Here is a 13,622-nt window from a genome sequence, read left to right as displayed (position 1 = left end):
TCGGTAACCATCACCAAAAGCGATGGTTAGGACGTTTCCGCAGGTGGGAAACCATACGTGCGCGGAAACCCACTGCTCGGGGTGATCAGCGAGGCGGGCTTGTATGCCTTGATCATGAGGTCGAGCAAGCCCGACGCCCAGCCGTTCAGGCACTGGGTCACCCGAGACCTCCCCCCTCCATCCGTCGCGGGGACACCGACATCCCCACCCAGCAACGACGGATGGCGGAGACCCTGACCGAGGCGATCGGACAACAGGTACGGATCGTCGCCGAGATCAACCACGAGGACTGGCCCGGCCATGAAGTCCTGTACGCAGAAGTGAACGGCGGTCACATCAACCGCATCTACGGGTCAGCGCCACAGCTCGCCGAGCTGCTGCGCGAGTACCGGCGCTGACCTGAAGCGGCATGTGCACCGGGCCATGCCTGACTTTCAGTCAGGCATGGCCCGACTTTCGGGAAGGTTAATCACGTTTCCGCAGGTCGTTAGCCCTACACCCCAGCCATCCCTCAGCGCACGCCACCCGGCGTACACGCACGAGTGCGCGCCGGGTCGGCACCACTCGTGCATCCATCCGTCAATCCAGCACCATCACCTCACCCGTTCGACCTCGTTGTTCCGGGCATCCCAGCCATCACCCGGAAGAAGGAGGGGCGTCCCCATGGACGACGAACAGCAGCAGATGGTCTTGGTCCGGTCCAGCTTCCCGGTCACGGGGCAACCGATCAGAGTCGTGATGATCGACGGACAACCGTGGTTCGTCACAGCGGACGTGTGCCGAGTCCTGGGCCGAGGAAACCCGACAGATACCGTCAAGGTGCTGGAACACCATCAGCACCGTGTCGTCGACCTACGGTCGGTAACCCTTGTTCGGAACAAGGGTTACCGGGTTCCTGCAGGTCAGAAAGCCTATCGACGAGGGAATCCACTACTCGGCGTGGTGAGCGAGGCAGGTCTGTACGGCCTCCTCATGCGGTCGGACAAGGACACGGCCCGACCGTTCCGAGAATGGGTTACCGAAGAGCTGATCCCCGCCGTCCGTCGCGGGGACGCCGATATCCCCACCCAGCAGCGGCGGATGACGGAGACCCTGGCCGAGGCGATCGGACAACAGGTACGGATCGTCGCCGAGATCGACCACGAGGACTGGCCCGGCCTGACCGTCCACTCGGACGGGACGGTCCACTGCCAGCACGGCGAGATGGTCCTCCACCTGCCAAACCGGGAAGAGGACAGCGGGCCGCCGTTCGGCGCCTACTTCGCCTGCCCGGGCGAAGAGCGAGTCGGCATCCGGGCCAGCCGGATCGTCCCCGGCTGCCCCAAACTGAAGCTGGTGGACCTGATCCGCATGCGGCGCGAAGCCGCCGAGCAGCCGGCGCGACCGGGGGCGCATCCGGCTCGCACAGCGATGATGCCGCCGGAGGGCACGGTGCTCTGTGTGATCGACCGGGTCCAGCTCTACGGACGGCCGACGGAGATCACCGAGGTGCTCCGGGGCATCGGGCTGTAGCGGCGGGAAACCATCACCCAAAGTGATAGTTTCAACGCCCTCCGCAGGTCAGAGACCCTACGCCCCCGCCGCGACCTTGCGGCGCAGGCGCAGGATCATCGCCGTGCCGACCGCCAGCGGGACGTACTGCCAGCAGAACGCCCAGCGGAAGGCGTCGGCCGAGTAGGAGTCGGTGCCGGCCGGGGAGAGGCCGTCCAGGAGGACGCCGATGCCGAAGAGGGTGATCATCGTGCCGATGAAGCCGCCCATGTTGACGATCCCGGAGGCGGTGCCGAGGCGCTCCACCGGGTTGCGGGCGCGGGCGTAGTCGAGGCCGACCAGTGAGGCGGGGCCGTTGCTGCCCATCACCACGATGATGGCGGACAGCAGCCAGATCGGCGGGTGTCCGCCGGGCCAGGCCAGGACGAGCGCCCAGCCGAGGGCGGTGGCCGTGATGACGGTGAGGACGATCGGCATCCGGGCCCGCGCCGAGACGGAGAGCACCCGGCCGAACAGGAAGCCGAAGGCCATGTTGCTGAGCACCAGCAGGGTCAGCATTCCGCCGGCCGCGGCCCGGGAGAGGCCCTGCGCCTCCACCAGGTAGGGCAGGCCCCAGAGCAGGCCGAAGGCGTTGCCGGGGAACTGGGTGGTGAAGTGCACCCAGAGCCCGAGCCGGGTGCCCGGTTCGCGCCAGCACGCGCGGACCTGCCGGCCGACGTTCGGCCGCGGCGCGGGCGGGTGTTCGACCGGCCGTACGGCGGCGTCCGGGGCCTCCTTGAGGAAGAGCGCGACCAGCGCGAAGACCGCGACGCCGAGCAGGGCGATCGCGGTGAAGGTGGGTGTCCAGCCCTCGCGGTGCAGGGCCTGTGCGAGCACCACGGTGGTGATCAGGTTGCCGCCCATTCCGGCGAGGCCGGTGAGCTGGGCCACGAACGGGTTCCGGGTGGCGGGGAACCACCGGGCGGCGAGCCGCAGCACGCTGATGAAGGTCATCGCGTCGCCGCAGCCGAGCACCGCCCGGGAGGCCAGCGCGGGGGCGAAGGAGGAGCTGAACGCGAAGGCCAGTTGGCCGAAGCTCAGCAGGACGACGCCGATCAGCAGCACCCGGCGCGGCCCGATCCGGTCGACGAGCAGGCCGACCGGTATCTGCATGGCCGCGTAGACCAGCACCTGGAGGATCGAGAAGGTGGAGAGCGCGGAGGCGCCGATGCCGAAGCGGTCGGCGGCGTCCAGTCCGGCCACGCCGAGGCTGGTGCGGTGGATCACCGCGAGGATGTAGACGCTGACGCCGATGGACCAGGCGAGCCAGGCCGCGCGCCCGCCGGGCGGGGACGGCGCGGGGGCTGCCGACGGCGCGGGGGCGGCCGACGGCGGCGAGTCGGCGGTTCGGGGAGCGGGGACGGACAGGGGTTCGGCTGAACGGGCGGGCTCCACGGTCATAGTGCGACCAGACTAGTCATCCCATGATGGGACGCCCAGTGCGGGGTGCGGTCGATCGTCCACGGACCACGGATTCCGCGGACCGGGCGTCAGCCGCGCGTCAGCCGGTCACCGTCCAGGCCACCGACCGGGTCATGTAGCGGTCCCGGAAGGCCTCGTCCCGCACCCAGTCGGTGGTGTCCCGGACGGTCGCCGTGACGGTGGCCGTCCGGCCCGGGGCCAGGTTCAGCTGGTCGGTGTCGAGCCAGGTGCCGTCGGCGGCCTGCGGCGTCACCGCGACGCCGTCCACCTTCCATTCGACCTTCAGCTGTCGCGGGCCGGTCAGCGGCACCGGCCGGACGTTCAGCCGGGGGTGCCCGCTCACCTCGCCGGGCGGCGGCGACGGGGCGTCGGTGGGCCGGATCCTGCGGTACAGCTCCTCCATGATCGCTTCGCGCGACGGCAGGTTGTAGGCGCTGCCCAGGGTGCGCATCACCGAGTCGGGGGTGGGCCGGTAGAGGCCGTTGGCGCTGCGGTAGGCGCCGACCGTCCCGGCGCCGTCCGGGGACTGCGCGCCCAGCCAGCGCCACCACTTGGTCTGCTTCTTGCGCATGTCGTCGGCGTCGAGGGTGGCGAGGTTGGGGTACTCGGCGTCGTCCGGGGCGCTGTCGTACTCGTCGCCGAGGTCCCCCACGGTGTGCCCGATCTCGTGCTGGATGATCCGCCCGGCGTCCGGGCTGCCGCCGGCCAGGGTGGTCACCCCGGTGCCGCCGGCGCCGCCGTACTCGGTGGAGTTGGCCAGGGCTATCAGGTACTGCGGCCCGGAGCTGTCGCCCGCGTACCGGGCGGTGGCGGATTCGTCGGCGCAGAGCAGCCGGGCGGTTCCGTCGCACCAGAAGTGCATGCCGAGCGGGGTGGCGGGGTTGCGGCCGCGGCTCTCGGTCTCGGCTATCCCGGAGACCGGGGAGACCACTTCGACCCGCCGTATGTTGAAGAACCCCTGGTAGGTGCGGAACGGCTCGATGGCCATCAGCGCGTGCCAGGCCCGGTCGACCTGCTGTCGGAACAGGTCCTGTTCGGTGGCCGTGTAGCCGTCGCCGAGCAGGACCAGGGTGATCCGGTTGGCCGGGTCCCCGGTGCGGCGTATGTCGACGGTGGGGGCGGCCGTGACGGTCCGGCGGTCGGAGCGCTGTGCGCTGTGCGGCGGGACCGCCCGGTCGGCGGGGGCGCCCGGCCCGATCACGCCGAACGGCGAGGGGCCGACCAGTTCCAGGGCGGCGGGGAGTACGGCGGTGGACACCAGCACGAGCGCGGCCAGACTCCGAACGAGACGGCCAGGGTTGCCAGGTGGCATACGGGTGCGTCCTCGGGGTTCCGGTCACCCGGCGTAGCCCGGGTGGTGGAGCGAAGACGTACCCGGACGGGTGTGTCACCCCTACCGCGCGCCGAAAATGTCACCGACCTGGCCGAATGACCCTCACCTCACCAGTCATCCCAATGACTGGAATCTAGCCGATGACAGGCCCCTCGTCAGCGCCTGCGGAGGTTCAGCACCAGGTGGGTGCCGAGCCCGAACAGCAGGCCCCAGAAGGCCGAGCCGATCCCGAACAGGCTCATCCCCGAGGCGCTGGCCAGGAAGGTCACCACCGCCGCGTCCCGCCCCCGCTCGTCCGCCACCGCCGCCGCCAGGCTGCCCTGCAGCGAGGCCAGCAGGGCGACCCCGGCGATCACCGCGATCAGTTCCTTCGGCAGGCCGGTGAACAGGCTCACCAGCACCCCGCCGAAGCTGCCCACCAGCACGTACAGCACGCCCGAGGACATCCCCGCGACGTAGCGGCGGCGCGGGTCGGGGTGGCTCTCCGGGCCGGAGCAGATCGCCGCCGTGATCGCCGCCAGGTTCACCCCCGGCGAGCCGAACGGCGCCAGCAGCAGCGACACCACACCGGTCGACCCGATCAGCAGCCGGTCGTCCGGCCGGTAGCCGAAGGCCCGCATCACCCCGAGGCCCGGTGCGTTCTGCGAGGCCAGCACCACGATCGTGAGCGGCAGCGCCAGCCCCACCGTGGCCGCCCAGGAGAACCCCGGCACGGTGAACACCGGCCGGGTCGGCCCGCCCGCGCCCAGGTGCAGCGGGAGTCCGACGGTCAGCGCCGCCAGCACCCCGCCCACCAGCAGCGCCACCGGGACGGCGTACCGCGGGGCCAGCCGCTTGGCCAGCAGGAAGGCCGCGAGGCTGCCCACCACCAGCACCGGCGCGCCGTGCACGGCGCCGAAGATCCCGGCGCCGAAGGAGAACAGGATGCCCGCCAGCATCGCGTTGACGATCCCGGCCGGCACCGCCGCGATCAGCCGGCCGAACCAGCCGGTCACCCCGAAGAGCGTCACCACCACCGCGCTCACCAGGAACGCCCCCACCGCCTCCCGGTACGGGTACGCGCCCAGGCTGGTCACCAGCAGCGCGGCGCCCGGGGTGGACCAGGCGGTGATCACCGGGGTCCTGGTCCACCAGCTCAGCGCGAGGCCGCTCAGCCCGCTGCCGATGGCCACCGCCCAGATCCAGGACGCCGTGTGCGCCGCGTCCAGCCGTCCGGCGGCCGCCGCCGCGAGCACCACCACCAGCGGCCCCGAGAACGACACCGCGATGCAGACCAGCCCCGCCAGCAGCGCCGGCCCCGACACGTCCCGTCGCAGTGACCGGCGCTCCCCGCCCCCGTCCGGCACCGTCTCCGGTCGGACCGTCAGCTCTTCAGTCATTCCGGAAGTATCCCGAACGCCGCGCCGGGGCCCCGGAAAAGTCTTTGAAACCACCTGCAACCCCCGGCGAGGATGCACGTCTGTAGGGATGAAGTCACGTCATGTGCGCGTCCGTCATCGGCTGGTCCTGATCGCCGTCCGCCGGCCTCGCTCCCAGCGCCGACCGACGGGCGGGCAGAAGCGGAGGGGCCTTCCCCCACACGGCGGTGTGGGGGAAGGCCCCTTCGCGGCTTCCCGTTCGTGACGTCCCGGGCCGTCAGCCCCAGGTGATCAGGCGCTTCGGGCGCTCCAGCAGCGCGGCCACGTCGGCCAGCACCTTGGAGCCCAGCTCCCCGTCCACCAGGCGGTGGTCGAAGGAGAGCGCCAGCGTGGTCACCTGACGCGGGACGACCTTGCCCTTGTGCACCCACGGCATGTCCCGGATCGTGCCGACGGCGAGGATCGCGGCCTCGCCGGGGTTGAGGATCGGGGTGCCGGTGTCGACGCCGAAGACGCCGACGTTGGTGATGGTGATGGTCCCGCCCTGCATGTCGCCCGGCGAGGTCTTGCCCTGGCGGGCGGTGTCGATCAGCTCGCCCAGCGAGACGGCGAGGCCCGTGAGGGTCTTGCCACCGGCGTCCTTGATGTTGGGGACGATCAGGCCGCGCGGGGTGGCCGCGGCGATGCCGAGGTTCACCTGGCCCTTGATGACGATCTCCTGGGCCGCCTCGTCCCACTGCGCGTTGATCTCGGGGTGCCGCTTGACCGCGGTGAGCAGCGCCTTGGCGACCAGCAGCAGCGGGCTGATCCGGACGTCCCGGCCCAACTCGCCGCTCTCCTTGAGCCGGCGGACGAACTTCATCGTGCGGGTCACGTCGACCTGGACGAACTCGGTGACGTGCGGGGCGGTGAAGGCCGAGGCCACCATCGCCTGCGCGGTCGCCTTGCGGACGCCCTTGATCGGCACCCGGACGTCGCCCGTCACGGTGACCGGCACCGGCACCGCGGCACCGACCGGCCCGGCCTCGACCGGCGCCGCCGCCGGGGCGGCCGGCGCGGTGGCCAGGGCCGACGCGTGGGCGTGCACGTCCTCGCGGGTGATCACACCGTCCCGGCCGGTCGGGACGACCGCGCGCAGGTCGATGCCGAGGTCCTTGGCCAGCTTGCGCACCGGCGGCTTGGCCAACGGCCGCTCCCCGGCGGGCTGTTCGGCCAGGACGGACGAGGCGGTCGCGACCGGTGCGGCCGGTGCCGGAGCGGCCGGCACGACGGACGCAGCCGGCACGACGGGTGCGGCCGGAGCCGGCGTCGCGGTGACGGTCGTCGTGGTCGTGCGCCGGGCCCGGCGCTGGGCGGTGCCGGTGCGCGGGCCGTAGCCCACCAGCACCTCGCGCCGCTCGGGCTCGGCCGGTTCGGCCGGCGCGGCGGCGGCGGCGACGGACGCAACAGCAGCAGCAGGAGCGGCAGGAGCCGCGGCCCCGGCCTCCCCGGCGACCGCGACCGAGATGATCACGGTGCCGACGTCGACCGTCGCGCCCGCGGGGAAGAAGAGCTGCTCGACGACCCCGTTGAACGGGATCGGCAGCTCCACCGCCGCCTTGGCGGTCTCCACCTCGCACACGACCTGCCCGTCGGTGACGGTGTCACCGGGCTTGACGTACCAGCTGAGGATTTCGGCCTCGGTCAGGCCCTCGCCCACATCGGGCATCTTGAACTCGCGGAGCGAGCGAACTTCGGTGGTCATCTTCGCTCCCCCGGATCAGTACGCGAGTGCGCGGTCGACGGCGTCGAGCACGCGGTCCAGGTCGGGGAGGAAGGCCTCCTCGACGCGGGACGGCGGATACGGCGCGTGGTAGCCGCCGACCCGCAGGACGGGCGCCTCCAGGTGGTAGAAGCACCGTTCGGTGAGCCGGGCGGCCAGTTCGGCGCCCATGCCCAGGAAGACCGGCGCCTCGTGCACCACGACGGCCCGACCGGTGCGCTTGACCGACTCCTCCAGGGTGGTGAAGTCCACCGGGGAGAGCGAGCGCAGGTCGACGACCTCCAGGCGGCGGCCGTCCTCCTCGGCGGCCGCGGCGGCCTCCAGGCAGACCTTGACCATCGGGCCGTAGGCGAGCAGCGTGGCGTCGGTGCCGGAGCGCACGATCCGGGCGTCGTGCAGTCCGAGGTCGGCGGCGTCGCCGACCTCGCCCTTGTCCCAGTACCGGCGCTTGGGCTCCAGGAAGACCACCGGGTCGTCCGAGGCGATGGCCTGCCGCAGCATCCAGTGCGCGTCGTGCGCGTTGGACGGGCTGACCACGCGCAGGCCCGCGGTGTGCGCGAAGTACGCCTCGTGCGACTCGCTGTGGTGCTCGACCGCGCCGATGCCGCCCGCGAAGGGGATGCGGATGGTGACCGGGAGCTTGATGTTCCCGAGCGCGCGGGCGTGCATCTTGGCCAGCTGGGAGACGATCTGGTCGAAGGCCGGGTAGACGAAGCCGTCGAACTGGATCTCCACCACCGGGCGGTAGCCGCGCAGCGCCAGGCCGATCGCGGTGCCGACGATGCCGGACTCGGCGAGCGGGGTGTCGATCACCCGTCCCTCGCCGAAGTCCTTCTGCAGGCCGTCGGTGATCCGGAAGACGCCGCCGAGCTTGCCGATGTCCTCGCCCATCAGGACGGTCTTCGGGTCGCTCTCCAGCGACTTGCGCAGCGCGCCGTTGAGCGCCTTGGCAATGCTGAGCTGACCGGCCATCAGTGGTTCTCCCCCGCCTCGAAGGAGGCCGCGTACTGGACGTACTCGGCCCGTTCCTCATCGACCAGCGCGTGCGGCTCGCTGTACACGTGGTCGAAGATCAGGGTCGGGTCCGGGTCGGGCATGCCGCGCACGCCCTCGCGCACCCGCAGCCCCAGCCGCTCGCTCTCGGCGTCGATCGCGGTGAAGAACTCCTCGTCGGCCAGGCCCTCCTTCTCCAGGAGGGCGCGGAGCCGGGCGATCGGGTCCTTGGCCTTCCAGGCCTCGGTCTCCTCGGTGGGCCGGTAGCGGGTGGGGTCGTCGGAGGTGGTGTGCGCGCCCATCCGGTAGGTGAACGCCTCGATCAGCACCGGGCCGTTGCCGCTGCGGGCGTGGTCGAGCGCCCAGCGGGTGACGGCCAGGCAGGCCAGCACGTCGTTGCCGTCGACCCGGACGCCGGGGAAGCCGAAGCCGGAGGCGCGGCGGTACAGCGGGATCTTGGTCTGGGTGGTGGTGGGCTCGGAGATCGCCCACTGGTTGTTCTGGCAGAAGAACACCACGGGCGCGTTGTAGACCGAGGCGAAGGTGAAGGCCTCGTTGACGTCACCCTGGCTGGAGGCGCCGTCGCCGAAGTAGGCGATGACCGCGTCGTCGGCGCCATCCTTGCTGATGCCCATCGCGTAGCCGGTGGCGTGCAGGGCCTGCGCGCCGATCACGATGGTGTACAGGTGGAAGTTCTTCTCGTTCGGGTCCCAGCCGCCGTGGTTCACGCCGCGGAACATGCCGAGCAGGTTGAGCGGGTCGACGTCGCGGCACCAGGCGACACCGTGCTCGCGGTAGGTGGGGAAGGCGTAGTCGCCGGTGCGCATGGCGCGGCCGGAGCCGACCTGGGCGGCCTCCTGGCCGAGCAGCGAGGCCCACAGGCCCAGCTCTCCCTGGCGCTGGAGTGCGGTGGCCTCGCCGTCGAACCGGCGGACCAGCACCAGGTCGCGGTAGAGGGCGCGCAGCTCCTCCGGGGTGGTGGTGAGCGGGTAGTCCGGGTGCTCGACCCGCTCGCCTTCCGGGGTGAGCAGCTGTACGAGCTCCGGCTGGGCGTCCTTCCCCGTGGCGCGGAGGGTGTCAGGGACGCCGGGGGCCGCCTTCTTGCGGGCCCTCGCCGTGCTTTTGACGGTCACGTTCACTCCTCGGTCTGTCCGGCCGCCCGGGGTCGCCGGTGACCGGTCCGGTCACCGCCTCGCGGGGCGCGCGTGGGTGTGCGCTCCTACTGCGGGGCAGGTGGTGATCCTGTTCCGACGGCGTCCCTCACGAGAACGTTACCCAGCGTCCGCCCTTGGCGCGCTTGCGCTAGGACGTCCTACTTGTTCAGGGCTTACAACCCCGAGGGTGCCGCGGGCAGCGCGCCGTCGGAAGGGTGGGGGTGACGGACCGCGTGACGCAGCTCTCAATTCGGGCGCCTTCAGGACACCAGCGCACGTTATCCGGGCGCGGGCCCGTACGTAAGGGGGTTCTCGGTATCGGTTTCGGACCGCCCCGGCCGGACCACCTGGCTGCGGCACCAGGGACGATAGGTCTTCCGTACGGTGATATGGGAGGCTTTGGACGTGACTGATAACGGACAAATCAGGGTGTTCCTGCTCGACGATCACGAGGTTGTCCGGCGGGGCGTGCACGATCTGCTCTCGGTCGAGGACGACATCGAGGTGGTCGGCGAGGCCGGCACCGCCGCCGAGGCGCTCACCCGGATCCCGGCGGTCCACCCCGATGTCGCGGTGCTCGACGTCCGGCTGCCGGACGGCAACGGGGTCGAGGTCTGCCGGGAGATCCGGTCCCGGATGCCGGAGATCAAGTGCCTGATGCTGACCTCGTTCTCGGACGACGAGGCGCTGTTCGACTCGATCATGGCGGGCGCGTCCGGCTACGTCCTGAAGGCGATCCGCGGCACCGACCTGATCACCGCCGTCCGGGACGTCGCGGCCGGCAAGTCGCTGCTCGACCAGGTCGCCACCAGCCGGGTGCTGGCCCGGCTGCGCGACGGCGGCGAGAAGGAGGACGAGCGGCTGGCGCAACTCACCAAGCAGGAGCGCCGGATCCTCGATCTGATCGGCGAGGGGATGACCAACCGTCAGATCGGCAACGAGTTGCACCTGGCCGAGAAGACGGTGAAGAACTACGTCTCCAGTCTGCTCGCCAAGATGGGCATGGAGCGACGCACCCAGGCAGCGGCCTTCGTGGCACGGCACCAGGCGGACCAGCAGCACTGATCAGAACAGCGATCACAGAACTGACGACTTGTCAAGGGCCCCCGCACGGGGGCCCTAACCTCTGGCTGTGACTTTCAGCCAGACCCTCTCCTGTTCCCCGGCCCGCCCCGACCTCTCCGCGCCGCCGATAGGGACCCTCAGTCCGCCCGTCCCGCGCGCCGCACTCGCCGAGGTCCTGGGCCGCTACCGGGTGGGAGGGCTGCTGACCGCCGAACCGGTCGCCGAAGGCCTGCTGAACCGCGGTTACCGGGTCACCACCGAGACCGGCGCGTACTTCCTGAAGTGCTACGTCGACGCCGCCACCGCCAGCCGCCCGAAGATCGTCGCCCACCACCGGGCGATGGCCGGGCTCCAGGCCCTCGGACTGCCCGTCGCACCCCCGCTGACCTGCGCCGAACGAGCCGGCACGGTGGCCGGCTACGGCGGCCGGCTGTTCGCGCTGTTCCCCTGGGTGGATGGCCGACACCGGCACGGTACCGACCTCTCCCCGCCGCAGTGCGACGCGCTCGGCGCGCTGCTCGGCCGACTGCACGGCGCGCTCGACGACGTGTGCGCCCCCTTCGAACAGCCCCCCGGCTACCGCACCGCCGACCCCCTCGACAGCGCCGACCTCGCCCGCGACCTGCGGCGCCACGCCCGCGACCACCGCCCGTACGGCGACCTGGACGCGCTGGTCGAACGGCGGCTCACCGAACGGCTGGAACTGCTCGCCGAACACGCCCACCGCCGCCCCGCCCCGCAGACCGCCCCGCCCACCGGCTGGACCCACGGCGACTTCCACGGACTCAACCTGCTGTACGGCGACGGCCCCGACGGCGGCCCGGTCGCGGCCGTCCTGGACTGGGACAAGCTCGGCCCGCAGCCGCGCGCCGAGGAGGCCGTCCGCGCCGCCACGCTGCTCTTCAACGACCGGGCGTCCGGCACCCTCGACCTGGTGCGGGTCCGCCACTACTCGCAGTCCTACCGGGCCACCGGGGCCGCCACCGCCGAACACCTGGCCGCCGCCGTCCACCGGGTCTGGTGGGAGCGGCTGAACGACTTCTGGATGCTCCAGTGGCGCTACCAGCGGGCCGACCATCGGGCCGACCCGCTCTACCCCGCCTCGGCCGGCCAGTTGACGTGGTGGTGCCAGGAGTACGAACAGGTCCTGGACGCCTTCGCCAACTGACCGGTGTCAGCCCGGCCCGATCAGGGCGTCGCCGGCGGCTGGGTAGCCGGCGGCTGGGTGGCCGGCGGGTTCGACTTGGTCGCCGGCGGCTGCGTGGCCGCCCCCGTGCTGCCGCCACTTCCCGTGCTCGGGGTGGTCGGCGCCGTGCTGGGCGTGCCGGGCGCCGTGGTGGGGGGCGGAGTGTGGCTGGGGGTCTGGCTGGGCGACGGGGTCGTCGAGTGCTTGCCCGAACCCGGCGACGGCGACATGTTGTTGTTGCCGTTGTTGTTGCCGCCGTTGTTGTTGCCGTTGTTGTTGCCGCCGTTGTTGTAGCTGCCGCCGTTGCTGCCGTTCTCGGTCGGCTGCGTCGGGCGCCTGCTGCCGGTGTTGGACGCGGGCGGGCTCTGCGAGCCGCTCTGGGGCGGCGTGCTGGGCTCGGTCGTGCTGACCGCCGGGAGCGGCGTCGGCGGCACGATGTGCGAGTTCCCGGGTTCGTTGCCGCTGAACGCGAACGCCATGCCGACCCCGGCCGCGAGCAGCACGGCCACGGCGCCGGCCACCCAGGCCCACGGCCCGCGCCGACGGCCGGAGTCGCCGTCGTCGTCGCCACCGTAGGGGCCGCCGGCCCCCGGGTAGGGCGTCGACGGGGTGTGCGGGCCGCCCGGGCCCCCCATCCCCTGGTAGGGCAGCACCGAGGTCTGGTCGCCGGGGCCGATCGCGCCGAAGGCCGCGGTGGCCGCGGTCTGGTCGGGCCGGATCACCTGGGTGGCGTCGGTGTTCCCCTGCCCCGCGGCGGCCAGCCCGGCCGTCGCGCCGGCCCAGCCCGCGCCGCCCGCGCCGTGCATCTCGCGCAGCGCGTGCTGGAGGTGCGCGCGGAACTCGTCGGCGTCCTGGAAGCGGTCGTCCGGGTTCTTGGCCAGCGAGCGCAGCACCAGCTGGTCCAGCCCGACCGGCACCCGGCCGTTGGCCTGCGAGGGCGGCACCGGCATGTCCTGGACGTGCTGGTAGACCACCGAGAGCGGGGTGTCGCCGGTGAACGGCGGGCGCAGCGCCAGCAGTTCGTACAGCATGCAGCCGGCCGCGTACAGGTCGGAGCGGTGGTCGACGGGCTTGCCGAGGGCCTGCTCGGGCGAGAGGTACTGCGGGGTGCCCATGACCATGCCGGTCTGGGTCATGGTGCTGGCCGTGCCGGTCAGCGCCCGGGCGATGCCGAAGTCCATCACCTTGACGGCGCCCGCGGTCGTGATGATCACGTTGGCGGGCTTGATGTCCCGGTGGACGATGCCGTTGCGGTGGCTGTAGGCCAGCGCCTCCAGCACCCCGGCGATGATGATCAGCGCCTGGTCGACCGGCGGCGCGTCCTCGTCCACCAGCAGCTCGCGGACGGTCCGGCCCTCGACCAGCTCCATCACGATGTACGGCGTGGACTCGTCCCCGGCGTACTCCTCGCCGGTGTCGTAGACCGCGACGATCGAGTGGTGGTTGAGCCCCGCGACGGCGTGTGCCTCGCGGGTGAACCGCAGCCGGGCGATGTCGTCCTGGGCCAGCTCGCCGCGGAGCAGCTTGACCGCGACCGTCCGGCCCAGCCGTACGTCCTCGGCCGCGAACACCTCGGCCATGCCGCCGCGGCCGAGCCGGTAGGTCAGCCGGTAGCGGCCGTCGCCGACCGTGCCCAGCGGCGCGGCCATGCCGCGGCCGGGGGTCTGCGGGCCGCCGGGCCCGACCGGGGGAAACGCGCTGGTCGCGGCGTCGTTGCCGGGTCCGGGCATCCTCGGCGTCCCGCCGGTCCGGCCGTCAGCTCCGGCACCCGTTCCGTCATCCGGCTGCTGCGTCTGTGCCATCGCTCCTCGCCCCGGGC

At 71.9% G+C, this 13,622-nt stretch carries 12 protein-coding genes; 5 read left to right on the top strand and 7 right to left on the bottom strand.

Annotation, left to right across the window (positions count from 1 at the left end; genetic code table 11):
• Positions 1-57 precede the first annotated feature (57 nt).
• The 3 genes from ACFVX9_RS14345 (at position 58) to ACFVX9_RS14335 (ending at position 1,512) form a co-directional block, all read left to right on the top strand.
• Positions 58-237 (top strand): BRO family protein, encoded by a 180-nt coding sequence (locus ACFVX9_RS14345; protein ID WP_387981845.1) that lies wholly within the window; start codon positions 58-60, stop codon positions 235-237.
• The gene (locus ACFVX9_RS14340; RefSeq protein WP_387981844.1) at positions 222-398 is read left to right on the top strand and encodes a hypothetical protein; all 177 of its coding nucleotides are present in this window, start codon (positions 222-224) and stop codon (positions 396-398) included. Before ACFVX9_RS14345 ends, ACFVX9_RS14340 begins: the two co-directional genes overlap by 16 nt.
• 265 nt (positions 399-663) lie before the next feature.
• Positions 664-1,512 carry a Bro-N domain-containing protein gene (locus ACFVX9_RS14335; protein ID WP_387981842.1) on the top strand — a complete coding sequence of 283 codons (849 nt, stop codon included), beginning with the start codon at positions 664-666 and terminating at the stop codon, positions 1,510-1,512.
• A 57-nt stretch (positions 1,513-1,569) separates the two neighbouring features.
• On the opposite strand, the gene ACFVX9_RS14330 is transcribed toward ACFVX9_RS14335, so the two are convergent.
• The 6 genes from ACFVX9_RS14330 to pdhA form a co-directional block, all read right to left on the bottom strand.
• A complete protein-coding gene (locus ACFVX9_RS14330) occupies positions 1,570-2,931 on the bottom strand; it encodes a nitrate/nitrite transporter (protein WP_387981841.1) in 1,362 nt (453 codons plus the stop codon).
• A gap of 100 nt (positions 2,932-3,031) precedes the next feature.
• Complete coding sequence (locus tag ACFVX9_RS14325) at positions 3,032-4,210, bottom strand: M64 family metallopeptidase (RefSeq protein WP_380369776.1); 1,179 nt, start codon at positions 4,208-4,210, stop codon at positions 3,032-3,034.
• 230 nt (positions 4,211-4,440) lie between these two features.
• Positions 4,441-5,664 carry a benzoate/H(+) symporter BenE family transporter gene (locus tag ACFVX9_RS14320; RefSeq protein WP_387981838.1) on the bottom strand — a complete coding sequence of 408 codons (1,224 nt, stop codon included), beginning with the start codon at positions 5,662-5,664 and terminating at the stop codon, positions 4,441-4,443.
• A gap of 256 nt (positions 5,665-5,920) precedes the next feature.
• Positions 5,921-7,387 (bottom strand): dihydrolipoamide acetyltransferase family protein, encoded by a 1,467-nt coding sequence (locus ACFVX9_RS14315; protein ID WP_387981836.1) that lies wholly within the window; start codon positions 7,385-7,387, stop codon positions 5,921-5,923.
• A 15-nt stretch (positions 7,388-7,402) separates the two neighbouring features.
• Positions 7,403-8,377: an alpha-ketoacid dehydrogenase subunit beta gene (locus ACFVX9_RS14310; protein ID WP_063348502.1), complete on the bottom strand. Its 975-nt coding sequence runs from the start codon at positions 8,375-8,377 to the stop codon at positions 7,403-7,405.
• A complete protein-coding gene (gene pdhA / locus ACFVX9_RS14305) occupies positions 8,377-9,531 on the bottom strand; it encodes a pyruvate dehydrogenase (acetyl-transferring) E1 component subunit alpha (RefSeq protein WP_063348501.1) in 1,155 nt (384 codons plus the stop codon). Before pdhA ends, ACFVX9_RS14310 begins: the two co-directional genes overlap by 1 nt.
• Before the next feature lie 426 nt (positions 9,532-9,957).
• Here pdhA and ACFVX9_RS14300 point away from each other — a divergent pair, with 426 nt between their 5' ends.
• Positions 9,958-10,617 carry a response regulator transcription factor gene (locus ACFVX9_RS14300; RefSeq protein ID WP_063348500.1) on the top strand — a complete coding sequence of 220 codons (660 nt, stop codon included), beginning with the start codon at positions 9,958-9,960 and terminating at the stop codon, positions 10,615-10,617.
• 67 nt (positions 10,618-10,684) lie between these two features.
• On the top strand, positions 10,685-11,785 hold the full coding sequence (locus ACFVX9_RS14295; protein ID WP_079135737.1) for a phosphotransferase: 1,101 nt from the start codon (positions 10,685-10,687) through the stop codon (positions 11,783-11,785).
• Positions 11,786-11,805: 20 nt separating this feature from the next.
• Here the strand turns inward: ACFVX9_RS14295 and ACFVX9_RS14290 are convergent, their stop codons facing one another.
• Positions 11,806-13,533, bottom strand: a complete 1,728-nt coding sequence (locus ACFVX9_RS14290; protein WP_380369763.1) for a protein kinase — start codon at positions 13,531-13,533, stop codon at positions 11,806-11,808.
• Positions 13,534-13,622: the final 89 nt, after the last annotated feature.

This window comes from Kitasatospora sp. NPDC058243 (assembly GCF_042882025.1).
Classification (GTDB): Bacteria; Actinomycetota; Actinomycetes; order Streptomycetales; family Streptomycetaceae; genus Kitasatospora.
This window is presented reverse-complemented; position numbering and strand designations above follow the sequence as displayed.

Bases quoted from the DNA above. Each gene is read 5' to 3' on its own strand.
- ACFVX9_RS14340 (WP_387981844.1), top strand. From the start codon at position 222: ATGGCGGAGACCCTGACCGAGGCGATCGGACAACAGGTACGGATCGTC.
- ACFVX9_RS14335 (WP_387981842.1), top strand. From the start codon at position 664: ATGGACGACGAACAGCAGCAGATGGTCTTGGTCCGGTCCAGCTTCCCG.
- ACFVX9_RS14330 (WP_387981841.1), bottom strand. From the start codon at position 2,931: ATGACCGTGGAGCCCGCCCGTTCAGCCGAACCCCTGTCCGTCCCCGCT.
- ACFVX9_RS14320 (WP_387981838.1), bottom strand. From the start codon at position 5,664: ATGACTGAAGAGCTGACGGTCCGACCGGAGACGGTGCCGGACGGGGGC.
- ACFVX9_RS14315 (WP_387981836.1), bottom strand. From the start codon at position 7,387: ATGACCACCGAAGTTCGCTCGCTCCGCGAGTTCAAGATGCCCGATGTG.
- ACFVX9_RS14310 (WP_063348502.1), bottom strand. From the start codon at position 8,377: ATGGCCGGTCAGCTCAGCATTGCCAAGGCGCTCAACGGCGCGCTGCGC.
- ACFVX9_RS14290 (WP_380369763.1), bottom strand. From the start codon at position 13,533: ATGCCCGGACCCGGCAACGACGCCGCGACCAGCGCGTTTCCCCCGGTC.